The 24,958-nt window shown below is 63.7% G+C and carries 20 protein-coding genes and 3 pseudogenes; 16 read left to right on the forward strand and 7 right to left on the reverse strand.

From position 1 onward, the window contains the following. Window positions 1–3: 3 nt before the first annotated feature. The gene (locus P6U23_RS35255) at window positions 4–1,200 is read right to left on the reverse strand and encodes an efflux RND transporter periplasmic adaptor subunit (RefSeq protein ID WP_407176899.1); all 1,197 of its coding nucleotides are present in this window, start codon (window positions 1,198–1,200) and stop codon (window positions 4–6) included. 545 nt (window positions 1,201–1,745) lie between these two features. Here P6U23_RS35255 and P6U23_RS35260 point away from each other — a divergent pair. The 3 genes and pseudogenes from P6U23_RS35260 to P6U23_RS35270 all read left to right on the forward strand — a co-directional run bounded on the left by P6U23_RS35260 (window position 1,746) and on the right by P6U23_RS35270 (window position 4,303). Continuing rightward, window positions 1,746–2,744, forward strand: coding sequence for a flagellar motor protein MotA (locus P6U23_RS35260; protein WP_407176900.1), 999 nt, complete (start codon window positions 1,746–1,748; stop codon window positions 2,742–2,744). 98 nt (window positions 2,745–2,842) lie between these two features. After that, a pseudogene (locus tag P6U23_RS35265) lies at window positions 2,843–3,857 on the forward strand (peptidoglycan -binding protein). Beyond that, the gene (locus P6U23_RS35270; RefSeq protein ID WP_407176901.1) at window positions 3,854–4,303 is read left to right on the forward strand and encodes a GNAT family N-acetyltransferase; all 450 of its coding nucleotides are present in this window, start codon (window positions 3,854–3,856) and stop codon (window positions 4,301–4,303) included. Before P6U23_RS35265 ends, P6U23_RS35270 begins: the two are co-directional and overlap by 4 nt. Before the next feature lie 91 nt (window positions 4,304–4,394). Here P6U23_RS35270 and P6U23_RS35275 read toward each other — a convergent pair whose 3' ends face one another. Next, window positions 4,395–6,242 (reverse strand): ABC transporter transmembrane domain-containing protein, encoded by a 1,848-nt coding sequence (locus P6U23_RS35275; protein ID WP_407176902.1) that lies wholly within the window; start codon window positions 6,240–6,242, stop codon window positions 4,395–4,397. 180 nt (window positions 6,243–6,422) lie between these two features. Here P6U23_RS35275 and rpmE point away from each other — a divergent pair, with 180 nt between their 5' ends. Next, complete coding sequence (gene rpmE / locus P6U23_RS35280) at window positions 6,423–6,650, forward strand: 50S ribosomal protein L31 (protein ID WP_024507732.1); 228 nt, start codon at window positions 6,423–6,425, stop codon at window positions 6,648–6,650. 169 nt (window positions 6,651–6,819) lie between these two features. Here the strand turns inward: rpmE and P6U23_RS35285 are convergent, their stop codons facing one another. Beyond that, entirely contained in the window at window positions 6,820–7,332 is a 513-nt protein-coding gene (locus tag P6U23_RS35285; protein ID WP_407176903.1) for a DUF1465 family protein, read from the reverse strand. 425 nt (window positions 7,333–7,757) lie between these two features. After that, window positions 7,758–7,949 carry a DUF1192 domain-containing protein gene (locus P6U23_RS35290; protein WP_407176904.1) on the reverse strand — a complete coding sequence of 64 codons (192 nt, stop codon included), beginning with the start codon at window positions 7,947–7,949 and terminating at the stop codon, window positions 7,758–7,760. Between the two features lie 110 nt (window positions 7,950–8,059). Between P6U23_RS35290 and P6U23_RS35295 the strand changes: the two genes are divergently transcribed. From P6U23_RS35295 to P6U23_RS35310, 4 genes are all read left to right on the forward strand, one after another. Then, window positions 8,060–9,058: an NAD(P)H-quinone oxidoreductase gene (locus P6U23_RS35295; protein ID WP_407176905.1), complete on the forward strand. Its 999-nt coding sequence runs from the start codon at window positions 8,060–8,062 to the stop codon at window positions 9,056–9,058. 156 nt (window positions 9,059–9,214) lie between these two features. Beyond that, entirely contained in the window at window positions 9,215–12,091 is a 2,877-nt protein-coding gene (locus tag P6U23_RS35300; protein ID WP_407176906.1) for an EAL domain-containing protein, read from the forward strand. 158 nt (window positions 12,092–12,249) lie between these two features. Next, on the forward strand, window positions 12,250–12,480 hold the full coding sequence (locus P6U23_RS35305) for a hypothetical protein (protein ID WP_407176907.1): 231 nt from the start codon (window positions 12,250–12,252) through the stop codon (window positions 12,478–12,480). A gap of 82 nt (window positions 12,481–12,562) precedes the next feature. Then, the gene (locus P6U23_RS35310; RefSeq protein WP_407176908.1) at window positions 12,563–12,979 is read left to right on the forward strand and encodes a hypothetical protein; all 417 of its coding nucleotides are present in this window, start codon (window positions 12,563–12,565) and stop codon (window positions 12,977–12,979) included. Between the two features lie 54 nt (window positions 12,980–13,033). Here the strand turns inward: P6U23_RS35310 and P6U23_RS35315 are convergent, their stop codons facing one another. After that, window positions 13,034–14,005 (reverse strand): LysR substrate-binding domain-containing protein, encoded by a 972-nt coding sequence (locus tag P6U23_RS35315; protein WP_407176909.1) that lies wholly within the window; start codon window positions 14,003–14,005, stop codon window positions 13,034–13,036. Window positions 14,006–14,107: 102 nt separating this feature from the next. Between P6U23_RS35315 and P6U23_RS35320 the strand changes: the two genes are divergently transcribed. The 3 genes and pseudogenes from P6U23_RS35320 to P6U23_RS35330 form a co-directional block, all read left to right on the forward strand. After that, entirely contained in the window at window positions 14,108–15,367 is a 1,260-nt protein-coding gene (locus P6U23_RS35320) for an amidase (protein ID WP_407176910.1), read from the forward strand. A 60-nt stretch (window positions 15,368–15,427) separates the two neighbouring features. Then, a pseudogene (locus P6U23_RS35325) lies at window positions 15,428–15,496 on the forward strand (VOC family protein); the annotation flags it as partial. 47 nt (window positions 15,497–15,543) lie between these two features. Then, window positions 15,544–15,654: pseudogene (locus P6U23_RS35330) on the forward strand (IS5/IS1182 family transposase); the annotation flags it as partial. 6 nt (window positions 15,655–15,660) lie between these two features. Here the strand turns inward: P6U23_RS35330 and P6U23_RS35335 are convergent. Next, window positions 15,661–16,635 carry a tripartite tricarboxylate transporter substrate binding protein gene (locus P6U23_RS35335; protein ID WP_407176911.1) on the reverse strand — a complete coding sequence of 325 codons (975 nt, stop codon included), beginning with the start codon at window positions 16,633–16,635 and terminating at the stop codon, window positions 15,661–15,663. 99 nt (window positions 16,636–16,734) lie between these two features. After that, complete coding sequence (locus P6U23_RS35340; protein WP_407176912.1) at window positions 16,735–17,634, reverse strand: LysR family transcriptional regulator; 900 nt, start codon at window positions 17,632–17,634, stop codon at window positions 16,735–16,737. A 164-nt stretch (window positions 17,635–17,798) separates the two neighbouring features. Here P6U23_RS35340 and P6U23_RS35345 point away from each other — a divergent pair, with 164 nt between their 5' ends. The 5 genes from P6U23_RS35345 to P6U23_RS35365 all read left to right on the forward strand — a co-directional run bounded on the left by P6U23_RS35345 (window position 17,799) and on the right by P6U23_RS35365 (window position 24,957). Then, window positions 17,799–18,971, forward strand: coding sequence for an alpha/beta hydrolase family protein (locus P6U23_RS35345; protein WP_407176913.1), 1,173 nt, complete (start codon window positions 17,799–17,801; stop codon window positions 18,969–18,971). A gap of 272 nt (window positions 18,972–19,243) precedes the next feature. Beyond that, on the forward strand, window positions 19,244–20,173 hold the full coding sequence (locus P6U23_RS35350) for an AEC family transporter (RefSeq protein ID WP_407176914.1): 930 nt from the start codon (window positions 19,244–19,246) through the stop codon (window positions 20,171–20,173). Between the two features lie 227 nt (window positions 20,174–20,400). Beyond that, window positions 20,401–20,787, forward strand: coding sequence for a BlaI/MecI/CopY family transcriptional regulator (locus tag P6U23_RS35355; protein WP_024507721.1), 387 nt, complete (start codon window positions 20,401–20,403; stop codon window positions 20,785–20,787). Further along, the gene (locus P6U23_RS35360) at window positions 20,787–23,324 is read left to right on the forward strand and encodes a M56 family metallopeptidase (protein ID WP_407176915.1); all 2,538 of its coding nucleotides are present in this window, start codon (window positions 20,787–20,789) and stop codon (window positions 23,322–23,324) included. The genes P6U23_RS35355 and P6U23_RS35360 overlap by 1 nt, the downstream gene beginning before the upstream one ends. A 187-nt stretch (window positions 23,325–23,511) precedes the next feature. Beyond that, window positions 23,512–24,957, forward strand: coding sequence for a DUF1800 family protein (locus P6U23_RS35365; RefSeq protein WP_407176916.1), 1,446 nt, complete (start codon window positions 23,512–23,514; stop codon window positions 24,955–24,957). The last annotated feature ends 1 nt before the right edge of the window (window position 24,958 follow it).

Consider the following 24,958-nt stretch of genomic DNA (forward strand, 5'->3'; position numbering starts at 1 on the left):
ACGTTACCTGAGCACGTTCATTGTCTGCTGGCGAGACGTGTCCGCATCGGCCGCCTCGGTCCAGATCTGCGGATTGACTTTGTCGCCGGCTGCGAATTTCTGAAACCCTTCGACCACGACGCGGTCGCCGGCCTTCAGACCCTCGGTGACGAACCATTGGCCGTCCTGCACCGAGCCGGTACGGACGGGTTGCACGGCCACGCGGTTGTCATCCTTGATTACGAACACCTCGCTGCCACCCCCGCCATTGCGCTGGACGGCCTGCTCTGGGACGGCGATGGCGTCGCTGTCGATGCCCTGCTCGATGCGGACACGGACATACATGCCCGGCAGCAATTCGCGCTTCGGGTTGGGAAACTCGCCGCGCAGCGTCACCTGGCCGGTATGGACATCGACCCGGGCATCCGAAAACAGCAATTTGCCGTCAGCCGGATAGAGCGTATCGTCATCGAACGCGAGGCGAACCTTTGCGGCATCGGGTGCGATACGCTCGAGATCGCCGGCCTCAAAAGCCCGCCGCAACTGCTGCAGTTGCGTCACCGATTGCGTGAAATCGGCGTAGATCGGATCGAGCTGCTGGACGGTAACCAGATTGGTCTCGTTCTGAATGACCAGCGCGCCCTCGGTGACCAGCGCAGCGCCGACCACGCCGCGGATGGGTGCGCGCACGGTGGCATAGTCGAGATTGAGCTTGGCGCGGGCGAGATCGGCCTTGCGGGCTTCCACGTCGGCCTCGGCCTGGCGCTCGGCAGCGATCGCCTTCTCGTTCTCCACTTCGGGCGCTGCGCGCTGGCTGGTCAGAAGGCTGATGCGCCGCGCCTGCTGCGCGGCCTGACGCAGCACGGCCTCGGCTTTGGCGAGCGCCGCCTCGTTCGATTGCACTTCGATTTCGAAGGGTTTCGGATCGATCCGGTAGAGCGGATCGCCGGCCTTGACCTCGCTGCCCTGATGGAACAGCCGCTCAACCACGATGCCAGAGACGCGCGGACGAACCTCGGCCACACGCATCGGCGCAATGCGTCCCGGCAGTTCGCTGATGATGGCGCGCGCCTGCGGCTTGACGGTGACGACGCTGACCTCCGGCTGTGGCGGTTCGGCCGCCGCCGTCGCGGAATTGGACTCGTCACATCCGGCGAGAGACGGTGCGAGAGCGGCCAGGACCAGGACGATGCCAAGCGATGGCACGCGAAAAGACGACATTAAAACGTTTGCCCCCAATGGTGACATGATGAATGGCGAAAGAATGCGGACCTGACGGCGCGCCCTTCGATTTGAGTGTCACAAAAATAGGAAAATCGCTTATTGCGCCGCAATGCACCGCGGCGGCGGCGCATTGCCACACGGACGCAATGTCACACTTGCACTAGTGCCCTGAACTATCGAAACTTTTCGCGGCCTCACGGGATTGTGAGAAAAGTTCCACCCGGGCGGAACCAGGTGCGAGTTGAGGCGTGCTCAGCGGCGACACATGGCTCGCTTGGCATCGTCAGAGACGCACGCTGAATTGTTTCCGCCGGGATCGACATGCCTTCCGCGAGCCAAGGGGCGACCGCCGGCCGAGGCCACCGCATGCTCGATGCGCGCCGATGAGCGCTGGGCAGAACGAGGGCCAGCGAAAGAGAGGCGGCGTGTCCGCTTGGCCACGCTGGCCGGCGTGCACTGGAAATCGGGCGATCGCAGCTTTCTTCCCGGCGCCGCTGTGCCATAGTGAGATCCCAGACGCGATCCCTGTCACGGATACCAGAATGCCTGCCGGCTCCTCCTCCCGCTCCGCCATGGAGATCGAACTGAACAAATTGTCGTCGCCGCGGATCTTCCTGGTGCGCATGCTGGTGTTCCTGGTGCTGTGCGCGCTGATCGCGGTCGTGCTCTACCGGCAGATCAGGGACGCTTTTTTTGCCAATCCGAGCCTGAACGCCCTGATCTGCATCGTCCTTCTGATCGGCATCATCCTGTCGTTCCGCCAGGTGATCCGGCTCTATCCGGAGGTCGCCTGGGTCAATAATTTCCGGATCGCCGACCCTGGGCTCGCAATGGACCGCCATCCGAGACTGCTCGCGCCGATGGCGGCGATCCTGGGCGGGGGCGGTGAGCGCACGGGACGGATCACCATCTCGCAGCAGACCATGCGGCATCTGCTCGACTCCATCGCCACCCGGCTTGATGAGGCGCGGGACATTTCCCGCTACATGACGGGGTTGCTGATATTCCTGGGCCTGCTCGGCACGTTCTGGGGCCTGATCGAGACCGTCACCTCGGTCGGCAAGGTGATCGACGGGCTGAAAGTCGGCGGTGAGGCCGGCGCGCTGTTCGACACGCTGAAACAGGGTCTGGCCGCGCCGCTCGGCGGCATGGGAATTTCGTTCTCGTCCTCGCTGTTCGGCCTTGCCGGCTCGCTCATCCTCGGCTTTCTCGACCTGCAATCAAGCCAGGCGCAAAACCGGTTCTACACCGATCTCGAGGATTGGCTTGCCACCACCGTGCGCCAATATGGCAGCGATGGGGCGGCACCTGGCGGCGACATCGCCGGTGCACTGGACCGGCTGCGCAGCGCCGTCGAAGAAGGCGGCGCTCGCCATACCACGGCGGCGATGGCGAATCTGGCCGAAGCCATTCAGGGACTGGTTGCACATATGCGGACCGAACAACAGATGATCCGCGAATGGGCCGACGGCCAGGGCGAGCAGAACCGCGAGATCAAACGGCTGCTGGAACGGCTCGCCCGTCAGCCCGAGAAGAGTTAATACGCGCCATAAACGCGGGAGCGCGCGCCCTCTCCCATGCGTAGGGAGATACATAGGGAGAGGTTCTGCGCGCTCGCGTACAGACCGGAGAGAGACCAATGGCACTTGCGCGTGCCCGACGCGAAAGCGGTTTCAATTACTGGCCCGGCTTTGTCGATGCGCTGTCGACGCTGGTGCTGTCGGTCGTGTTCCTGCTGTCGGTGTTCCTGGTCGTGCAGTTCTTCCTCTCGCAGGAAGTCACCGGCAAGGACAAGGCGCTGGACGAGCTCAATGCCAAGATCGCGCAATTGAGCGAGGCGTTGTCATTGGAGAAGCTCGGCAAGCTCAATCTCAGCGACGAGATCACGCAGCTCAAGGCCGGTCTTGCGTCGGCGGAGGCCGAGCGCGACCGCGTCAAAGGCCTCTATGAGGGCCTGGCCAATGCCGGCAACAGCGCCGAGGGCCGGGCGACCGAGCTGAACAAGGCGCTGGAATCGGAAAAACAGGTCTCGGCGCGAGCGATGGCGCAGATCGAGGTCTTGAACCAGCAGATCAGCGCGCTGCGCCGGCAACTGGCGGCGCTCGAAGACCTCCGAGAAGCGCGACAAGGAATCCCAGACCAAGATCGCCGATCTCGGCCAGCGTCTGAACGTGGCGCTGGCGCAGCGGGTGCAGGAACTGTCGCGCTACCGCTCGGAATTCTTCGGACGGCTGCGGGCGATTCTCGGCAATCGTCCGGATATTCGCGTCGTCGGCGACCGCTTCGTGTTCCAGTCGGAGGTCTTCTTCGATACCGGACAGGCGACGCTCTTGCCTGAAGGCCGAGCCGAGCTCGACAAGGTCGCCGATGCGCTGAAGGATCTCGACAAGCAGATTCCGAGCGAGATCGCCTGGGTGCTGCGCGTCGACGGCCATACCGACATGCGGCCGATCAACAGCCCCATCTTCAAGTCGAACTGGGAGTTGTCGTCGGCGCGCGCCATTTCGGTGGTGCAGTACCTGATCTCCCTGGGCGTTTCGCCGCAGCATCTGGTTGCGGCCGGTTTTGCCGAGTATCAGCCGCTCGATCCCGGCAACAACGAGGATGCCTATCGCCGCAATCGTCGCATCGAACTGAAGCTGACGGAACGGTGAGCACGACCGTTCACCTTCGCCACTATCGCGCCGATGATGAAGAGGCCGCGATCGCGTTGTGGGAGCGGACGTGGCAGCGGGCCTATCCGTCGATCGACTTTGCCGCGCGGCTTGCGTGGTGGCGCGAACGCTGGCGCACTGAGCTGGTGCCGCAAGCGGCGATCATTGTCGCGGAAGAGGCGGGCGCGTTGGTCGGCTTCGTGACCATCGACAAGAGCGGCTATCTGGATCAGCTCGTGGCCGCGCCCGAACGCTGGGGCTCCGATGTCGCGCGGCAATTGGTGGATGAAGCCAAGCGACTGTCGCCGAGCGGTATCACACTGCTCGTGAACAAGGACAATGCCCGCGCCATCCGCTTCTACGAGCGCAACGGCTTTGTGCATGCCGGCGATGACGTGAATCCGACCTCGGGCCGGCCGGTGCTGAAGATGGCGTGGAAGGCGTAACGGCTGTCCCGCACTCCGTGGTCATGCCCGGCCAACGGGGCGGCGCTTCGCGCCGACCTGTTGCCGGGCGACGACCGCAAACGTGGGCCGACTACGCCGCCTCGAACTGCAGCCGCGCGAGCCGTGCATAGAGCCCGTTCGCCGCGACCAGCGAGGCATGGGTGCCCTGCTCGACGATACGGCCGTGCTCCATCACCAGAATACGATCGCAGGACAGCACCGTGGCCAAACGGTGCGCGATCACCAGTGTGGTGCGATGGCGCATCAGTTCTTCCAAAGCCGTCTGCACCAGCGTCTCGCTTTCGGCATCGAGCGACGAGGTCGCCTCGTCCAGCAATAACAGCGGCGCGTCGCGCAGGATCGCGCGCGCGATCGCGATGCGTTGGCGTTGACCGCCTGACAGGGTCACGCCGCGCTCGCCAAGCTGGGCGTCAAGGCCCGCCGGCAAGCGGCGAATGAACTCGGTCGCATGCGCAAGGTCGGCGGCGCGCTCGACTTCGGCATCGCTTGCCTCGGGGCGGCCGAAGCGGATGTTTTCACGTGCGCTCGCCGCGAACACCACCGACTCCTGCGGCACCAGCGCGACATGACTGCGGAAGGCTTGCGGATCGGCGGATTTGATCGGCACGCCGTCGAAGGAAATCGTGCCCGAGGCGGGGTCGTAAAACCGCAGCAACAGATGAAACAACGTGCTCTTGCCGGCGCCGGAGGGGCCGACGATCGCGACTTTCTCGCCGGCACGTACCGAGAAGGAGACGTGATCGACCGCGGGCAGGTCCGGCCGCGCCGCGTAGGCAAAGCTGACATTGTCGAAAGCGACGTCGCCGCGCGAGGGTGCCGGCAGCGCGCGCGGAGCGCCGGGCGCGGCAATCTCCGGCCTCACGCGCAGGATTTCGAACAGCCGTTCCGCGGCACCCGATGCAGCGGAAACCTCGCCCCAGACTTCGCTGAGCTGGCCGAGACCCGCCGCCGCGAACGCCGCGTACAGCACGAACTGGCTGAGCCTTCCGGGCGTGATCGCGCCGGTCAGAACGTCGTGCGATCCAACCCAGAGGATCGCCACGACGCTGGTAAAGACGATGAAGATGATGATGGCGGTCAGCACCGCGCGGGCCTGGGTCGAGACGCGCGCGGCCTCATAGGCCTGCTCCACTTCCTTGCCGAAGCGCGTCGTCGCCAGCTTCTCGCCGGTATAGGCCTGCACGGTGCGGATTGCGCCGACCAGCTCCGAAGCGTAGGCGCTGGCCTCCGCAAGCGTATCCTGGGCGTTGCGCGACAGCCGCCGCACCCAGCGTCCGAACGCGACCAGCGGCAGCACGATCAGCGGGATCGCCAGCAGCACGAAGCCCGACAGCCGCGGGCTCGTCACCACCATCATGGTGGCGGCGCCGAGAAACAGCAGGAGATTGCGCAGCGCGATCGAGACGGACGCGCCGGCCGCCGATTTGATTTGTGTGGTGTCGGCGGTCAGGCGCGAGATCAGTTCGCCGGACCGCGCGGAATCGAAGAAGGATGGTGAGAGCGAAATGAGATGAGCGAACACGTCGCGGCGCAAATCGGCGACGATGCGTTCGCCGATGGTCATGACAAGGTAGTAGCGCGCGGCGCTGGCCAGCGCGAGCACCGCGACCACGGCGATCATCACGCTGAAATAGCTGTTGATCAGCGCGATGCCTTTCGGCGTGAAGCCGAAATCGATCAGGCGCCGCACCGCGACCGGCACGATTAGGGTGGTGATGGCGGCAATGGTCAGTGCGATCAAGGCGAGAACGGCACGGCCGCGGTAGCGCGCGACATAGGGCGAGAGCGCCAGCAACGGGCGAAGCTTCGAGCGGCGGCCCGGTGACGCATCATCGATGCTCAGCGCTTCCTTAACCGCCTGCTCCGGCTGAGGCGCAAGCCCCTCCCGCCCCTCGTCCAGCCGCTCCGCTGCGCTCATGAGATCAACCCGTTCAGACTTCTTATCCCGCCCACATAGGCCCCGCGGCGCGGGCTGGCAAATCCGGGAAGATACGAAGGTCGTCGACTTGTTTTGACGGGTTTCATGGGCTATAGACCCGGCCAAATCCGCGAAATCTCAAGCCCAAAGCCTGGCGCCACGGCGCCGTTAGGACATGCCATGAAAGCCGAAATTCATCCGAATTATCATACAATTACGGTCGTTATGACCGATGGCACCGAGTACCAGACCCGCTCCACCTGGGGCAAGGAAGGCGACAAGCTGCATCTCGATATCGACCCCAAGTCGCATCCGGCCTGGGTCGGCGGCGCCCAGCAGATTCTCGATCGCGGCGGCCGTGTCTCCCGGTTCCAGAAGAAATTTTCGGGCTTTCTCAAAAAGGATTGATCGGTCTCTCGAGCCGGTCCGGACGCGTAAGAAACGCCCTCTCGTCGGGGGCGTTTTTGTTTTTCGCTCCGTCACTCCGAACTCTGACGTGCAATCGCAGGTCTGAGAATCTCGAGGTCCCGGGTTCGCGCTTTGGCGCGCCCCGGAATGATGGAGCCCATGTCTGGAATTACCGCTCGAACGCGGCCTTCAGCGCATTGAGCTGCGGCACGAGCGGATTACCGATCGCGGTGCGATCGGGCGGCGGTGCGTGAATGCTGCTGTCGAGCCGCCGCACGCGCGCCTGCAGGTCCATCGAACGCGTGATCAGGTCCTGCAATTGCGCCGGCAGCTTTTCGATCATGTCGGCCGGGCCGGGATCGGCGGCGGACAGCTTGACCTTGGTCTTCTCGCGGTTGGCCTGGCTCAGCGTCATTTCGCCTTCCTTCACCGCGCGATGCAGCAACAGCCAGGAGGCGAGTTGCATCAGGCGGGTGGTCAGCCGCATGCTTTCGGTCGCATAGGTGAGGCTGACGGCGCGGTCCAGCGCCTTGGCCTCAGCGCGGCCGACGCCGTCGAGATAGGCCGCGGTCTCCTCGACCAAGTCCATTCCTTCGCGGAACAGGCTGCCAAAGGCCGCCGAATTGGTGAGCCGCTCGCTGAACTGAACCAGATGGGTATCGCCTTGCGAACGCTCCGACATGGTTAACGCCTCTTACGCAACAGTTCACGCCAGCTTCACGCGCCGGCTTATGATGAACAAATCATTGCTCGGGTGCCGTGAAGAGTCCAGCGGCAAGGGAATTTATGGTTTCCAAGCTGTCGGTCGCGGCGGCGCGGCGGGAGCGCGGATTTGACACAGATTTCGGGCGGAACTGTGTGAGACAAAAAAAAGCCGCCGAGAACGGCGGCTTATGAAGTTGATAACAGGGAGGCGTCAAACAGAGTGGACAGGAGCCACTCGGTGTCCAAACGAGGACGGTCTCAGTCATAAACCCGAAAGCTTAATCGTTCGTAAACGAACGGATTTTTTTAAAGAGCATTAGCCATGTCGGCCAATGACCGACTTGCTGCACCGCCTCACAGATTGACCCAAGCTGCGCGGCCGCTTTCCGCGACGCGCGATCCCTAAGATTTGAAAATGCTGTTGGCGGCGTCGCGGGAGGCGCGCTTCTTGGTCAACGCTTCGCGCAGCCGTTCGATTTCGGCAGTCAACAGCGCGATGCGCTCGCTCAGTTCCTCGACCGACAGGAGCGACAGGTCCTGACCGATCTCGTGGGTGACCTTTTTCCGTGGTCGATCGTCGTCCTCGATGGCCATTGACGTCCTCCCTCAACAATGCTGCCCGATCCGAACCGGTTGCCAGCACAGATGGGGCTGGTTAATCAGAGTTGCCTCAAATTCTACCAAGCGCTTCCTTAGGACAAATCATGGAAAAGCTGCCTGCGCAAATGACCGTCGTCGCCATCTCCAAGCCGGGCGGTCCGGAGGTGCTCGTTCCGGAAACGCGCCCCGTGCCGCAGCCCGGACCCGACGAGATCCTGATCAAGGTCGAGGCCGCCGGCGTCAACCGCCCCGATGTCTCGCAACGCGCCGGCTCCTATCCGCCGCCGCCCGGCGCATCCGACCTGCCCGGCCTGGAAGTGGCGGGCGAAGTGGTCGCGATCGGCAGCAACGCGAAGAAGCACAAGCTCGGCGACAAGGTGATGTCGCTGGTCGCCGGCGGCGGCTACGCACAATATTGCATCGCGCAGGACGCTCAGGCGATGAGCGTGCCGTCCTCGTACTCCATCACCGAAGCTGGCGCCACGCCGGAAACGCTGATGACGGTCTGGCACAACGTGTTCGAGCGCGGCGCGCTGAAGCCGGGCGAAACCCTGCTGGTTCATGGCGGCTCCTCCGGCATCGGCACCATGGCGATCCAGCTCGCCAAGGCATGGGGATCGAAGGTCATCGTCACCGTCGGCTCGCAGGACAAAGCCGATGCCTGCCTGAAGCTCGGCGCCGACCGCGCGATCAATTACAAGACGGAGGATTTTGTCGCCGCGGTGAAAGCGGCGACGTCCGGCGCCGGCGCCAATGTCATTCTCGACATGGTCGGCGGCGAGTACATCGAACGCAACTATGAAGCCGCCGCCGTCGATGGCCGCATCGTCCAGATCGCCTTCCTCGGTTCGCCGAAAGCGACCGTCAACTTCACCAGGCTGATGGTGAAGCGGCTCACCCACACCGGCTCGACGCTGCGTCCCCGTAGTAACGCGGATAAGGCCGCGATGGTCGCCGCGATCGAGGCCAAGGTGATGACGTTCCTGCATCAGGGGCGCATAAAGCCCGTCATCGACAGCACCTTTCCGCTGCAAAATGCGGCCGATGCGCATCGGCGCATGGAGACCTCCGAACATGTTGGCAAAATTGTGTTGCTTGCCTGAGCAGCCGCAGCGGCCAACAGCTCCGGAAGCCCTTTGAATTGTTTCGCTTTCGTGGCAATGATCGATCAACAAACGAGCGCATTTGCCCCGGGCGGGGGGTGTGTCTTTCGCTTTGAGTAGCACTTCGGCATAAGCGTCCAACGCGGAGAACTGACATTGCGTCTGATCAGGTGCCTTGCGCTGTTTGCGCTGGGCCTCATGATTGTTGTCGCGGCTTCGCCGGCGCGTGCACTTGACGCGGTCAGCGTGCGCGGTGACGCGCCCGCGATCGACCTCACCGGTGTTCTGGAACATCTGCACAGCGATACCGACCGCGTCCAGGTCTCCACCGCTCCCGGCACCGACGGCATCGTTCGCCGCATCGAGGTGCGCGCCCGTGAAGGCGGCCAGAACTGGGTGGTGTTCGCGCTTGCCAATAACACCGACGACCAGCTCGATCGCCTCATCGTTGCGCCGCATTACCGCGTGGTGGGCTCGGGCCTGTTGTGGCCCGACCTCGGCCTGTCGCGCATCGCGACCATCACGCCCTCGACCGGCGACCGTCCCGACCGCCAGGAAAGCCCGACCGCGGACGTTTTCCGCATCACGCTCGATCCCGGCGCCGTCATCACCTTTGTCGCGGAATTGCGCACCGACAAGCTGCCGCAGCTCTATCTCTGGGAGCCCGAGGCCTACAAGGACAAGGTCAACTCCTTCACGCTGTACCAGGGCATCGTCATCGGTATTTCCGGCCTGCTCGCGCTGGTGCTGACCATCCTCTTCGTGGTCAAGGGCAGCATCATGTTCCCGGCCGCCGCCGCGCTCGCCTGGGCGGTGCTGGTCTATATCGGCGTCGATTTCGGCTTCTGGGGCAAGGTGCTCGACATGTCGAACAACGCCGAGCGCATCTGGCGCGCAGGCGGCGAAGCGATGCTGTCGGCAACGCTGCTGGTGTTCCTGTTCGCCTATCTCAACCTCAGCCGCTGGCATGTGCGCTATTCCCACATCACGCTGGGCTGGCTGGTCTTCCTGGGCTCGCTGGTTGCGCTCGCGCTGTTCGACCCCGCGGTGGCCTCCGGCATTGCCCGCATGTCGCTGGTGATGATTGCGTTCGCCGGCTTTGCCCTGATCGTCTACCTCTCGACCCACGGCTTCGACCGCGCCGTGCTGTTGATCCCGACCTGGTTCCTGCTGGTGGTCTGGGTGGTAGCGGCCGGCATGACCATCGCCGGCTCCGTCACCAACGACATCGTCGGCCCCGCTCTGCTCGGCGGCCTGGTGCTGATCGTGATGCTGATCGGCTTTACCGTCATGCAGCACGCCTTTGCCGGCGGCGGTGCCACGACCGGCGTCGTCTCCGATGTCGAGCGGCGCGCGCTGGCACTGGCCGGCTCGGGCGATTTGATCTGGGACTGGGACGTCTCCGCGGACAAGGTCTTCACCAGTCCCGAGACCGAACACTTGCTTGGGCTCAAACGCGGCACGCTGGAAGGCCCCGCCGCGAAATGGCTGGAGGTGCTGCATCCGCTCGATCAGGATCGCTTCCGTGCCGCGCTCGATAGCGTGCTCGACCAGCGCCGCGGCCGCCTGGTGCAGGATTTCCGCCTGCGCACGCCCGATGGTCATTTCATGTGGTTCGCGCTGAAGGCGCGCCCCGTCGTCGGCTCCGACGGTGAGGTCTCCCGCGTGGTCGGCACGCTCACCGACGTCACCGAGATCCGCAACGCCGAGGAGCGCATGCTGCACGATTCCGTGCACGACAACCTCACCGGCCTGCCGAACCGCAAACTGTTCATGGACCGGCTCAACGCGGTGGCCAACTTCGCCAAGACCATGCCGAGCCTGCGGCCGACGTTGATGGTGATCGACCTCGACCGTTTCAAGCAGGTCAACGATTCCGTCGGCATCGCGGTCGGCGATTCCATCCTGCTCACGCTGGCGCGTCGCCTCACCCGCATCCTCAAACCGCAGGACACGCTGGCGCGGCTCGCCGGCGACCAGTTCGGCCTGATCCTGCTCTCCGAACAGGACCCGCCGCGCATCACCGCCTTCGCCGAGACCATCCGCAAGACCATCCGCGCGCCGATCGCCTTCAACGACCGCGAGATTTTTCTCACCGCCTCGATCGGACTTGCGCTGTCCGATCCGCAAGTTCAGCTCTCCGAGGAGATCATCAAGGACGCCGAACTGGCGATGTATCATTCCAAGCGCATCGGCGGCGACCGCATCGACGTCTACAAGCCCGCGATGCGCGCGCGCAAGACCGACCGCCTGACGCTGGAAAGCGAATTGCGCCGCGCCATCGAGCGCCAGGAGATCAGCATTCTCTACCAGCCGATCGTGCGGCTGGAGGACCGCTCGATCGCGGGCTTCGAAGCGCTGGCGCGCTGGGATCATCCGAAGCTCGGGCGGATGTCGCCGATCGAGTTCATCACCATTGCCGAAGAGATCGGCTTGATCGTCGATCTCGGCACCTTCGTGATGGACCAGACGGCGCGTCAGCTCGCGATCTGGCAGCGCGCGACGCGCGCCCGCGCGCCGATCTTCGCCTCCGTGAACGTCTCCTCGCGCCAGTTGCTGCGGCACGATCTGCTCCACGACATCCGCAGCGTGCTGTCGCGCTCGACGGTGGCGCGCGGCAGCCTCAAGCTGGAACTGACGGAATCGCTGGTGATGGAAAATCCCGAGCACGCCGCGCAGATGCTGTCGCGGATCCGCGAACTCGGCGTCGGACTGTCGATCGACGATTTCGGCACCGGCCATTCCTCGCTGTCCTACCTGCAGCGCTTCCCCTTCGACACGCTGAAGATCGACCAGTCCTTCGTCCGCACCACCACCCGCGGAACCCGGCCGGTGATCTTGAAATCGATCATCGCGCTCGCGCACGACCTCGGTATGGACGTGGTCGCCGAAGGCGCCGAGACGGATTCCGATGCCGTCGAGCTGTACCAATTGGGCTGCGAATACGCGCAAGGATTCGCCTTCGGCGAGCCGATGGACGCCGACGCCGCGATGCGGCTGCTGACGGAAGTGCGGCTGGAAGCGGCAAGTTAGGCCGCGTAGGATGGGCAAAGGCGCCCTCGCGCCGTGCCCACCGTCCCGCACCGAATCCCCTCGGTGGGCACGCTTCGCTTTGCCCACCCTACGCATCTGCACGCGTCGCCGGCGAAACATGATCGGCACATACCGCCGTCACGCCCCGCGAAAGCGGGATGTCCAGTACACTGCGCTTTCTCGATTCCATCTCACATCTCTGGGATGCTGAATGCGCTGCATGCGCGGGGCACAACGAGGAGATGATGCGCCTGCGCATCCTCGCGGCGCTGTCGGCGTCCGAGTTCTGCATCGACCTCGTCCCTCAGAGAACAGAGGGCGCAGGGAAGGCCGGGTGGCCGCTGCACCCGGGGCCCCCGCGCCAGAAGATTGCGCGAAAGGGCGCGTGACCACAGGTACAGGCGGATACACACCGGCCTTCCCTGCGCGAGTGGTTTACGGCTTACTTCGGGCTCTCCCCGGTGAACCAGCTTGATTGCCACCGTCATCGGCGCGATGGATCAGCATCGTCGCCAACTTAGCGCCTGTATGGGCGCGCCAGGACCACCCGACTTCGCCGTCCGCGACGACAGCCGTTCGTCTGTCGGCATCATCGCAGCCACCGCATCCCGCCTCGCGTGTCGTGACGATCGCGATCCGCCCCTCTGCATCGAGGCGGGATGGCGACAGGAAACCGCAATTTCTGAAAAAACGAAAGAGGAATATTTTTGTGCGAAGGACTGGACAAGCCGGATCGCCTTGCACGGCTTCGCGAAAATAGATTTTTTGCGCCGGCAACTTTGCAAGTCCATCGACCATCTCGACGTGGCGTCCTGCGCGACTTCGCACAATGTTCGCTTGAGCCGATTCGCCCGTCGTGCACCGGCGCGGGACCATCTGAAAGCATGACACCGCGCGGTTAGGCCGTGTACACACAAATTAGTTGGCGTGACACGACGAAGGCTACGTCCGCTTTGTTGCTCTGGCGCGGCCCGGAGCGGCGGAGTAAAGCCGTGGCGCGTGTTCGGCTTCCTTCTGAATGAAAGGCTGGGGCTCGGGAACGGCAGCCAATTTAGCCTCGAGTGTTTCCATAAGGATGTCCCTCAAGCGACGAACGGCCGGCGTGAGTTCTCGCCGTGCATCGTGCAGGCACAAAGCAATCGTTGGCACCGGCGGCAATCCGGAACGATCGTCGAGAACAGCAACCGAGGGCGGAAGGCCAAGAGCCGTACGCACGGTAATTCCCAACTCCGCTTCGATCGCGGCCCAAAGCCCATGGAGGCTAGGGCTTGTGAAAGCGGTGCGCCAAGGGATGCCGGCTTTACCAAGGGCATCAATGCCGGCCTGCCGGAAGAAGCAGGGTGGCCCATACATCACAAGCGGCAAAGGCTCGCCGCTTTCATGCGAGACCTGACGTGACGCTGGCCCGATCCACTTCATGGGCAAATCGGCAAGCCGATGTGCGTCGCTTCTATCTTGGCCTCCGAAGGCGAGAACCAGATCGAGCTGCCCTTTGTCGAGGTGCTCGAGCAGCACGGCGTTTCGGTCGACCACTGCTTCGATCAAGACGGTCGGATGCGCGCGCTTGAAGCGGCCCAAGGTGGTTGACAGCCAGATTTCCGCAAGGTCGCTCGGCAACCCAAAACGCACCGTTCCCTCGACCGCAACCCCGCGGACTGCCGCGACTGCATCGTCATTGAGTTCGAGCATCTTGCGCGCATAGGCGAGCATCACATCGCCGGCTTCGGTCAAGGCGACGCCGCGTCCATTCTTTCGATAAAGCGCTTGCCCTAGCTGCCCCTCAAGACGACGGATTTGCTGGCTGACCGCCGACTGCGTGCGGCCAATCTGATCGGCAGCACGGTTAAAACCACCAAGGTCCTGTGCGGTAACCAGGGTTCGCAGAACATCGAGATCCAGATTGATAGGGGCCACAGTTCAATTCCATTAAAGAGTTGCGTCAAAAATATTAATTTTTCTTATTGAATTGCAAGGCCTAGTTTCGGGGCGCCTTCACCTGCTTGGGACATTTTCGATATGGATGCCGCTCGCCTGACCGCTACCGAGGCCTCGCGCCTAATTCGGTCCGGCAAACTCAAACCCGCCGATCTCCTGGAGGCTTGTCTCGCGCGCGTTGCCGAGCGCGAACCCAAGGTTCAAGCCTTTGCCTTCATCGATCCGGCGCAGGTGCGAGGCGTAAAACCTCGCCCCGGTCCGCTTCATGGCATACCCGTCGGCGTGAAGGATGTTTTCGATACCGCCGACATGCCAACGGAGCACGGCTCGCCGATCTGGAAGGGCTGGCGCCCGAAGGCAGACGCTGCGGCAGTGAATCTGACACGCAACGCTGGCGCGGTTGTCATCGGCAAGACCGTCACCGCCGAGTTTGCAATCCGAACGCCAGGGCCGACCGCTCACCCGCAAACGCTCCGCCATACGCCAGGTGGCTCAAGCAGCGGCTCCGCTGCCGGGGTTGCCGATTTCTTCTTTCCGCTCGGCACCGGCACTCAAGCGATGGGCAGCTTGATCAAGCCGGCGGCCTATTGCGGCGTGGTCGGATTCAAGCCGAGCTTCGGGCTGATCAATCGTAGCGGCGTCAAAGTGGTCTCCGAAACGCTGGACACGGTTGGCATCATCGCGCGCAGCGTTGCGGACTGCGCGCTGTACGTCGGTGCTATGTCAGGACAGGATCTCGGCAATCCGGACCTCAGGCCCGAGCACGCGCCACGTATCGGCGTCTGCCGCTCGCCGGCATGGAGCAAGGCGCAGCCCGAAACCCAACGCCTGGTGACCAATGTGACCGCGATGTTGGCGCGTGCTGGTGCATTGATCAGCGACTACGAGCTTCAATCGGACTTTGGCTCCGCGTTTCAGACATTTCCGCACGTTTTGAACCGCGAAGCCGCACAAGGATTGGGCTGGGAGCTAACGCACGCGCGCGACCAGATCAGCCCGGCGCTGCGCGAGCAATTGGATGCGGGCCTTGCGGTGACATGGGAACAGTATTCCAAGGCCCTTGCAGCCCTCGCGCAGGTTCGCGAGCGGTTCGCATCGACGCTGGGCCAACTCGACATTCTCATCACGCCGGCGGCGACTGGCGAAGCGCCGGAAGGTTTCAGTTCAACCGGAGATTCGTCCTTCAACTCGCTCTGGACCGCCTTGCACGTGCCCTGTGTGACCGTACCGGCCGGCAAGGGACCGAACGGGCTGCCGCTTGGCATTCAGATCATTGCACGGCGTGGCGACGACCGTGCCGCCCTCGCCTGGGCGCAATGGGTCGCTTCAGCGCTCTCCTAATCAGCTCGTTTCTTCTCATCCAAATCAAGGTGATGCTCTATGAGCAAGATTCTCTACACGATGATCCGCGTCGGCGACCTCGACCGCAGCATCGCTTTCTACAAACGACTCGGGATGCACGAGGTACGGCGCCGCGACGTACCCGACGGCAAATACACACTGGTGTTTCTCGGCTTCGAAGGCGACAGCGGATCGCGCGGTTCTTCAATAGAATCAAACAATGTAGTCGGGTCGCGACGCCCTACGACAGGCTTGCCGCTAACTACCTCGCATTCGTCCAGCTTGCATATGCCCTATTCGATCTGAGAACCGGCCGACCTGACGATGCGACCCCACTTCTCCGTCTCCTCGGCGACAAACCGCGCATAATCCTGGACCGATCCGGGAAGCACCTTCGCCCCCAACTCGGCGAGGCGGCCGCTCAACTTGGGATCGCGCAGGCCGGCATTGACCTGCGTGTTGAGCTCCATGACCACCTTGGCCGGCGTGCCCTTCGGGGCATTGAGACCATTCCAAATCGTCGCATCGTAGCCCTGTAGAAACTCCGCCATCGCCGGCACCCCCGGCAGCGCCGGAGATCGTTCCGCCGCCGTGACGGCGAGCGCGCGCAAGGCGCCGGTTCTGATGAACCCGATCGCACCCGGCAAGGTGGCGAAGTAGACGTGCACCCGGGCCCCGATCAGATCGCTGATCGCCTCGGCATCGCCCCGATACGGGACATGCTGCATGCGGATGCCGGTCATCGCCTTGAACAGTTCGGCGGCGACATGCGGTGGGCTGCCCACGCCGCTGGAGGCGAAGTTCAGCCGATCCGGATCGGCACGCGCCTGCGCGATGAATTCGGGGACGGAGCCTGCGGGAAAGGAGGGATTGACGCACATCACCAGAGGCGTGCTCGCGATCCCCGCGACCGGCTCGGTGTCCCGAATGAAGTTGAACTTCAGATTCCGGTAGAGCGTTGCGTTGACCGCATTCGCGGCTGAGGCCACCAGCAATGTGTAGCCATCAGGCGCCGCGCGCACGACCGACTCGGTTGCGAGGTTCGTCCCCGCGCCGGTGCGGTTCTCAACGATGAATGGCTTGCCCAAGTGCTGCGACAGCCATTGCGCCACCAGGCGCGCGACGATGTCGGTATTGCCGCCGGGGGAGAACCCGACGACCATGATGACGGGTCTCGCCGGATAGGTCGCCGGCGCCGCAGCGGCACGACTTGCGGAGGCGGCAACGATAGCCGCGCCGAGCTGAAGGAAGTTCCGGCGCCCGAGCATGATCGCTCTCGCCTGTAGGGGAGCAGACAAGCAGGGCCTGCCGATCCTCGTTTTCCTAAAATTTCAGCTTTGCCGGCATCCGGCGGCTCTGAGTTTATCTCAATGGCCGTAGCGACGGCAATAATCGATCACGATCTTCATGAAGACCTGGGCCGCCGGCGACAGCGAACGGTCGGTCGCAGAGCAAATGCAGAATATCAGGGGATCCGAAGCAAACTCCCGGACCGCTGCCGTTTTGATATGTCCGGCCGCCAATTCCTTTTCTACTGCAAAGCGCGGCAGCAAGGTACAATGGTTGCCGATGCTCGCGACCTCCTTGACGAGGGCCAGCGAGTTCGTCACGCAAAAGGTTGCGGGCTCGAAGCGATGCTTGGCGAAGACACGTTCTAGCTGCTGCCGCAAGCCGAAGGACGGCTCGGTCAGCACAAAGGGAAAGCCTTCGAGTTCGCGAAGCGACAAGAGCTTCCGCCCCGCAAGCGGATGCACGGGCGAAAAGGCCGCGATCATTCTGTCGCGGAAGACTTCCAGGCGCGTGATCGTCTCGCGCACCGGTGGGTTGAGGATGAGGCCGATTTCCGCGGTGCCTGCAACCAGCGCCTCCATCGCCTCGTCGGTGCTGCTCATTCTCACGTTGAAAGTCACGTCGGGATATTGCGTGTGAAACCGGTTCAGCACGGGCGCCACGAAGCTCTCGATGGCGGTCTGGAAACAGTAGACGTCGACATTACCGGCCTGGAGATCGGCCAGCGCCGCGATGTGAGATTTCACACGCGAGAACTCGCGCATGACGCCATCGATTTTTGACAACAGAATTTCTCCGGCCGGCGTCAACTTCATGCCTTGGGCGCGCCGGTCGAAAATCGGCGCGCGGAGCTCATGCTCGAGCTTGGCAATCTGGCGGCTGATGGCCGACGGCGAGACGTGCAGACGATCGGACGCGGCGCGTATCGAGCGGGCGTGGGCGGTGGCACTGAAATAGCGAAGGGCCGTGAAATCCATCGGCTCACCTCATGCCATCAGTCTCTTGTCATCAGTCTCTTGCCATCAGTGCTGCGGCAGGCGTTGCATTCTGGGCAACGAAATGGTGCCGAGATTGATATGGCATCAACACAGGTCCGGGTCAATTGTTCGGTCGCGACTAAACCCACCCAGCGGAGAACACCATGCCCTTCATTCATATGTTGCCCGACCCCGGGATGAACTACACGTTCAACCGGCCCCTGCTCGACGGCACGTCACCGGCGCGCCTTAAGGAGCTCAGCGCGATCGCACCACGCATCAAGGATTACGATTCCTGGTACACTGTTTGGCTCGAGGTCGCCAAAAAAGCGGAAGCCGAGAAGCGGCACCTTGATGCCGCCTCCTACTATCACGGCGCGGAATTCTATTTGCCGGCCGGCGACGTTCGCAACGGACTCTACGACGACTTCGCGCGCAACTGGGCTCTCGGAATGAAAGGCGTCGCCGGTTACGAGCGCGTTGCCATTCCGTATCCTGGCGGACATCTGCCGGGCTTTAGACTCCAGGCAAGAGGCAAGGAACGCAGCACCCTCATCTTCACCGGCGGATACGATTCGTTCGTCGAGGAATTCTACAACTTCCTCCTTCCGCTGACCGAGCTCGGAATTACCGTCATTGCGTTCGACGGTCCCGGCCAGGGCGGTGCGCTGCGGCAAGGAATCTATCTCGACCATGCGTGGGAGAAGCCGGCCAAGGCGGCGATCGACTACTTTGGGCTCGATGCCGTGGATTGGTTGGGCGCTTCCTGCGGCGGGTACATGTCGATCCGAGCGGCGGCGTTCGAGCCCCGCATCAAGCACATCATCTCGATGCCCACCTCCTATTCGGGTCTCGACATGACGCTCAAGCAGATGCGGCCCGGCAAGGCACAGGAACTGATCTCGCGGTTCAAGGCCGGCGACCGCAAGGGGACGGAGGCCGTCGTCGCCGAGGAGCGCTTGCCGAGCTCCGTGTTCGAATGGTGCATCGTGCAGGGCATGCACATCACCGGCACGAAGACGCCATTCGATTTCCTCACGGCGATTGCGAAACACTCGCTCGATGGGATCCTGCACAACGTCAAACAGGATATTCTGCTCACTGAAGGCGAGCAGGACCATCTGTTCAATGTCGGCTGGGTCTACCGGACCATGCGCGAGCTCGTCTGCGCCCGGTCCGTGACGACGCGGATATTCACGGCGCGCGAGGGTGCGGAGCAGCACTGCCAGCTCGGGAATTCGGCCGTCGCCCGCCACGCAATCGTTCATTGGCTTGCGAGCTTCTACGCCGGCATGCCGGTTGGCGAGAGCACGAAATCAACCAGCGTCGCCGCTTGACAGGCGGACATCGCGAACAGCCGCGGCGCCGCGTCAGGTTTTCGGTCAGAAATCCGAAGCCGGTAGCCACGCCGTGGCGAGGTGGTGATCAAAATGAACCTGCCATATCCGGTAGCAGCAGCACTTGCCGCGGCGCTCGTCGCCGCGGCCTCCGTGCTCACGGGCCTCGGTGCGATGCATGGTTCGCTGGCCGTCCTTCTTTCATGGCGCAACGGAACTTCGAGACTTTCAAATCTGTCGGGGAGCGCGCACGCTCTGGTGCGCGGCATGCAATGACCGAGGTGACGACCATACTCGCGTCGCTGGCGCCCATATTCCTGGTCATGGCGCTGGGCTATGCGGCGGGACAAACCCGAGAGTTCGACAACCACAACATCGGTTCGCTGAACGCGCTGGTCATGGACTTCGCATTGCCTGCGGCTCTCTTTACGGCAATGGCGCAAACCCCTCGTCAAGCCATGATGCTGCAGGCACGAATGGCCGTCGTGCTGCTCGCGGCGATGCTCGTTCCGTTCGTGCTTACATACATTGTGCAAACCCGCGTGCTTGGCCACGATCGGCGCGAGGCCGCCCTTGCCGCACTCACAGCGTCGGGTCCGAATGTCGGCTCGGCAGGTCTCCCGATCGTTGCAGCCCTGTTCAACAGATCGACTTCGATTTCGGTGGCGGTCGCGGTGGCCGTCGCGGCCATCGTTCTGACGCCGCTTTCGCTCCTGCTTCTGGAGTCCTCGAAGAAGAGCGGAGCGCAGAGCATTGGTGCGACGATCAAGAGCGCGCTCGTGAAGCCGATCGTGATCGCGCCGGTTGCCGGTGTGCTGACATCGCTTGCCGGCCTGCCGCTTCCACCGCTCCTCGACTCCACCCTCGCCCTGGTCGGCCAGGGTGCATCCGGAACGGCGCTGTTCCTCACCGGCCTCGTGCTCTCGGCACAGCGGGTTCAACTCACCGCGAATGTGGCCCTGGTCGCGCTGATCAAGAATATTTTTCAGCCGGTGCTGACGGCGCTTTTGGCGGTTGCACTGCTCAACGGGACGGAAACACGTGTTGCGGTGGTGCTCATGGCAGTCCCGTCTGGCGCGTTCGGCGTGCTGTTTGCGGTCCGCTACAATGTTGCGTCCGGCCAGATCGGAACGATGCTGATCGCTAGCACCGTCCTCAGTGTCATAACCTTGACAGCCGCTATCCTGATTTCGGCCGCCTGAGGTTGCGGCGCGGACGAGGCTTCTCCGCCCCCCTTGGCACTGCGAGCCGGGCCACTGCCGGCGCGATTGGACTGACAGGCGATCACGGGGGCCGGTGTCCGGTCCGCCGCAACCGCGTCATTACCCCAGGTAGAACCCGCTACCCATGTCGAATCGGAGTTGCCTAACGCCGCCCCATATGCGACGATCTGTAGCGTTACAGCGCACAAAATAACAAGGATCGCACCATGCACGACAGCCTGCCCGAACTCGGTGACCTCGAACGGGAGGTCATGCAACTGGTTTGGGCGCATGCGCCAATTACGGCCGAGGTGGTGCGCGAGAAGCTGGCGCGCAAGCTGAAGGAGTCCACGGTTCGCACCGTGCTGCGCAGGCTGGAGGACAAGGGCTATGTGCGGCACACGGTGGATGGACGCACTTACGTCTATCATGCCGCCGAGCCGCGCGGGCGCGTTGCGGCGAAAGCCGTCAAGCGCATCGTCGACTGGTTCTGCAACGGCTCGATCGAGGAGGTCCTGGTCGGCATGGTCGACAGCGCGATGCTCGACCAGAAGCAGTTGCGCCAGCTTGCCGATCAGGTGGCAAAGGCCAGGGCGAAGGGAGCGAAAAAATAATGCTGACAATTCTGGCAGAGGCGGCGTTGCGCTCCTTTTTGCTGGGAAGCATCGTCTGGACTGGCCTCATTCTTTTCCGCGTGCGCAACCCGCACCTGCAAATGACCTCGTGGACGGTCGTGCTGTTTGCATCTTTGGCGATGCCGCTGCTGATGCACTTGACGGTCGTGACCGTCACCGTCGGCGCTTTACCGGTGCCGACGACGGATCGTTTCTGGCCCGTTGAAACCTCCCCACTGGGGCTGCCGCAGGGCGCCCTACCGCCGGAGGGCATCCCGCCGGCGGCAGTCCCCGTCGCGCAACACCAACGCATCGATTGGTTGGCCGCCAATTGGCAGGCCATCGCGATGGCGGTTTACGCCGGCGTTGCCGGCCTGCTGCTGCTCAGATTGGTGCTCGGCCTGCATTTGACCTGGCGGCTGGCGCGCGCAGCACGGCCGATCGACGAGCCGGGATTCGGGCACGTCCGCATCAGTCCTGCCATTGACGGACCAGTCACCTTCGGCTCGACCATCCTCGTACCTTCGCAGTTCGACGATTGGGATTTCCGCAAGCGCGAGGCCGTGCTCGCTCACGAGAGCGCCCATATCGCCAACCGCGATTTCTACATCTTGTTGCTCGCCTCGCTCAATCGCGCCCTGTTCTGGTTCAGCCCGTTTGCATGGTGGCAACTGACCCGGTTGGCCGAACTCGCAGAGATCATCAGCGATGCCGAGGCGATCGAGGTCCTCGAGGATCGCCTCTCCTATGCGGAAATCCTGCTCGATCTCGTGCAGAACATCGGCCGCGTCAAGCCGGCCGGGCTCGAAATGGCCAGAGCGTCCACCATACGCACCCGCATTGAGCGCATTGTCGCCGCTGTTGCCGTGCCGCCGAGAGCAGCCTGGCGGCAGCGGCTCTGGATCGCAGTAGCGATCGTGCCCGTTGCCGTCGCCTCCAGCGGCACCATAGCTGGTCGCGCGCCGGAAGCGCCGGTGCTCACTGCCGGCCGGCCCGGAGATCCGGGGACGATGCCGGACAACCCCGAGCGCGCCGATTTCTACGCTTTCGGCCCACGATCGGTGCTCGCGATCTTCCGGCAGGGTGATGATCTCTTTGGGCAACTCACCGGCCAACGCAAGCTTCACCTGACGCAGACCGGCGACGGCAACTATTCCTATCCCGCGAGCGGCGGCCCGATCACCTTCGCCGTCGATGCCGCGCCATCCACGGAGCTGACGCTGCACCAGAACGGCCACGATCTGCACGCGGCCCGGATCGTCGCCATGCGCCGCGCGAGCGCCGCGATGAGCGCGACACTGCTTGATCAATATGTCGGCTGGTACGAATTGGCGCCGAACCGGGCGCTCGCCGTGACCCGCGCCGGCAACGGCTTGCACATGCAGGAGACCGGGCGCGCGCGCGTGGAGCTGACGGCCGATGGCCCCGATGGCTTCTTCAGCGGCGACGGCGATCTCGTCGTGTTCCTGCGCGACGAGCAGGGACAGGTGCAAAAGCTCCTGCTATCCGACCAGACATCCGGAGCGCGCCTTGCGCCGCGCATCGATCAGGCCAGGGCTACAATCGTCGAAGGCGAGTTTGCGCGGCGGATGACGGAGGTGCCGGATCGCTTCCGCGCACAGACGCCGACGCCGGGCGTGAAAGAGGTGATCCTGCGCGGGATCGCCGACATGCAAAACGGCACGCCGAATTATGACCGGATGAGCGCGACGCTGGCCGCCGCGATCCGTCGTGAGGCCGCGCAGTTGCACGAGGTCTTCGTATCGCTTGGCGCGGTCGAATCGATCTTCTTTCGGGGCGTCGGTCCCGGCGGCTACGACATCTATGGCGTGAAGTTTGCGAACGGGTCCGCGGAGTTCCGCGTGCTGCTGGGCGCTGACGGAAAAGCCGAGGACGTCCTGTTCCGTCCCAACGGCAATGATGAGCCCGGCGCCGTCCTCGCCTGCTCCGAGCAAGCGAACCTGAAACCGCAGGCCGGCAATGCGCCGATCAAGATCCAGCTCTTCAACAGCACCGGCGACGACATCCAGCTCTACAGCCTGGACGCCAAGGGAGCCCGGACCACGCATGGCACCATCGCCGATGACCGGTCGGCCGCATTCCTGACCACCGTCGACAGCACATGGGTGGTGACCGACCGTTCGGGACAGTGTCTTCAGGTCGTGCTGCCGGGACAGCGCACGCGCTATCACGTGGTCGAGACATCACGTGGTGAGCCGGAGCATGCCGAGCGGCGTACCGCGCCGCTCGCGGGCAGCGAGGAGATGCTGCGCGATTACATCCAGGGACTGGACCGGGGTCAGCCGAACTACGATCGCATGACCGCCGAAGTCGCCGCCGAGACCCGCCAGCAGCTCCCCTTCGACCGCGCGATCCTCGCCAAGCTCGGAGCGCTGCGCGCGCTCTCGTTCCGCGGCGTGACGCTGATCGGCAGTGACGTCTACATCGCGCACTTCGCCAACGGCTCGGTCGAATGGCGGATCGGTCTTGCCAAGGACGGCAGTATCGGACGGATCGCGCTGGGGCCTTCTTACTAGGGCCGCTCGACCGCTGCACCGGCTCGAGGTGAGATCGGAGGCTACGGCCGCCGCAACCCGCCGAGCTTGCGCCATTGGATCTTAAATGCTACAATTCGTAGCACTACAGCTAGTCACAAGCGGCGGAGCCAATGCGAAAGCCGGCTGCCGCCGGCAAGCCATCGCTTGAACGTTGTGAGCACCTCGCATGAGCAGTTCCGCAAAGGCTGACGCCGTTCTCGCGCTGCGACGCTTCGGCATGGGGCCACGCCCGGGGTCGATCGACGCCATCGCCGCGGACCCGCGCGCGGCGCTGCTGGCGGAGCTCGACGCTCCACCGCCCTACCCCGCGGCCGTAGCCAGCTTGCCATCCAGTGCAAGAGCGTTCCGCGCGGTCGCCGACGCCAATGCGCGGCGCCAGGCCAAGGCGATCGTCGCCACGCGCGCCGAGGCGGAGGCCGGCAAGCAGCAGATGTCAGCCGGCTCTGCGATGGCCGAGGGCGCTGCGCAAGCCATGAGCGAGACGGCACAAAAGACCGCCGCCGAGGCCGTGCCGGATCCGGGGCGGCGGATCTATCTGGACGAAGCAAAGTTGCGGACCGAGGCGGCACTCAACGCAAACATCGGATTCACCGAGCGGCTGGTCTGGTTCTGGTCCAATCATTTCTGCGTTTCGGCCGACAAGATCAGGAGCATGTCGGGCGCCTATGAGCGCGAAGCGATCCGTCCTCACGTGCTGGGCTCCTTCACCGATCTGCTGTTGGCAGCGGAGAGCCACCCGGCGATGCTGTTCTATCTCGACAATCTCGGCTCGATGGGCGCGAACTCGGTTGCCGGCATCAACCGCAGCCGCGGCCTGAATGAGAATTTGGCGCGCGAGGCGCTGGAGCTGCACACGCTCGGTGTACGCAGCGGTTACACCCAGGACGACGTGATCAGCTTCGCCAATGTGCTGACCGGCTGGACGTTGGTGCCGCCCGGAGACAATCCGGAGCATGGCGGCGAATTCAGCTTCAACCCGCGCCTGCACGAATCGGGCGCGCAGAAGGTCTTGGGCAAATCCTACGAGCAGGACGGCATCGAGCAGGGACGCGCGGTGCTGCGCGATCTCGCCATCCATCCCGCGACCGCGACGCATGTGGCGAGCAAGCTCGCGCGCCACTTCGTGGCGGACACGCCGCCGCAGGCACTGGTCGACGCGATGACCAAGACCTTCCTCGAAACGTCGGGCGACCTCAGGGAGGTCGCCCGGGCGATGGTCTCATCATCGGAGGCCTGGACGGAGCCGCCAGGTAAATTGAAGCGGCCGAGCGAATGGCTCGTCTCGATCCTGCGCGCCGCCGGCCTGACCCAGGCCGATCCCGAACGGTTCACCGGCGGGCAAGCGCTGCTCGGCGAGCCGTTGTGGCGTCCGTCCTCGCAGAAGGGCTTCCCCGACGACGAGGCGAGCTGGATCGACGGCATGGGACGGCGGCTCGACATTGCCAACACCTTTGCCGAGCGGATCGCGGGCAAGGTTGATCCCGAGCATGTCATGGAGAACGTGCTCGGATCGTGCGTCGCAGGCGAGGTGAAGCAGGCGGTCGGTCGCGCCGAAAGCCGCCAGCAGGCACTGGCGCTGCTGTTCATGTCGGCGGATTTTCAGAGGAGGTGAC

It is taken from the genome of Bradyrhizobium sp. STM 3562, assembly GCF_045571435.1.
GTDB lineage: Bacteria > Pseudomonadota > Alphaproteobacteria > Rhizobiales > Xanthobacteraceae > Bradyrhizobium.

Bases quoted from the DNA above. Each gene is read 5' to 3' on its own strand.
- P6U23_RS35285 (WP_407176903.1), bottom strand. From the start codon at position 7,332: ATGTCGGAGCGTTCGCAAGGCGATACCCATCTGGTTCAGTTCAGCGAG.
- P6U23_RS35320 (WP_407176910.1), top strand. From the start codon at position 14,108: ATGGATGCCGCTCGCCTGACCGCTACCGAGGCCTCGCGCCTAATTCGG.
- P6U23_RS35365 (WP_407176916.1), top strand. From the start codon at position 23,512: ATGAGCAGTTCCGCAAAGGCTGACGCCGTTCTCGCGCTGCGACGCTTC.
- P6U23_RS35295 (WP_407176905.1), top strand. From the start codon at position 8,060: ATGGAAAAGCTGCCTGCGCAAATGACCGTCGTCGCCATCTCCAAGCCG.
- rpmE (WP_024507732.1), top strand. From the start codon at position 6,423: ATGAAAGCCGAAATTCATCCGAATTATCATACAATTACGGTCGTTATG.
- P6U23_RS35275 (WP_407176902.1), bottom strand. From the start codon at position 6,242: ATGAGCGCAGCGGAGCGGCTGGACGAGGGGCGGGAGGGGCTTGCGCCT.
- P6U23_RS35355 (WP_024507721.1), top strand. From the start codon at position 20,401: ATGCACGACAGCCTGCCCGAACTCGGTGACCTCGAACGGGAGGTCATG.
- P6U23_RS35360 (WP_407176915.1), top strand. From the start codon at position 20,787: ATGCTGACAATTCTGGCAGAGGCGGCGTTGCGCTCCTTTTTGCTGGGA.
- P6U23_RS35305 (WP_407176907.1), top strand. From the start codon at position 12,250: ATGTCCAGTACACTGCGCTTTCTCGATTCCATCTCACATCTCTGGGAT.
- P6U23_RS35255 (WP_407176899.1), bottom strand. From the start codon at position 1,200: ATGTCGTCTTTTCGCGTGCCATCGCTTGGCATCGTCCTGGTCCTGGCC.
- P6U23_RS35350 (WP_407176914.1), top strand. From the start codon at position 19,244: ATGACCGAGGTGACGACCATACTCGCGTCGCTGGCGCCCATATTCCTG.
- P6U23_RS35345 (WP_407176913.1), top strand. From the start codon at position 17,799: ATGCCCTTCATTCATATGTTGCCCGACCCCGGGATGAACTACACGTTC.
- P6U23_RS35290 (WP_407176904.1), bottom strand. From the start codon at position 7,949: ATGGCCATCGAGGACGACGATCGACCACGGAAAAAGGTCACCCACGAG.
- P6U23_RS35335 (WP_407176911.1), bottom strand. From the start codon at position 16,635: ATGCTCGGGCGCCGGAACTTCCTTCAGCTCGGCGCGGCTATCGTTGCC.
- P6U23_RS35340 (WP_407176912.1), bottom strand. From the start codon at position 17,634: ATGGATTTCACGGCCCTTCGCTATTTCAGTGCCACCGCCCACGCCCGC.
- P6U23_RS35260 (WP_407176900.1), top strand. From the start codon at position 1,746: ATGCCTGCCGGCTCCTCCTCCCGCTCCGCCATGGAGATCGAACTGAAC.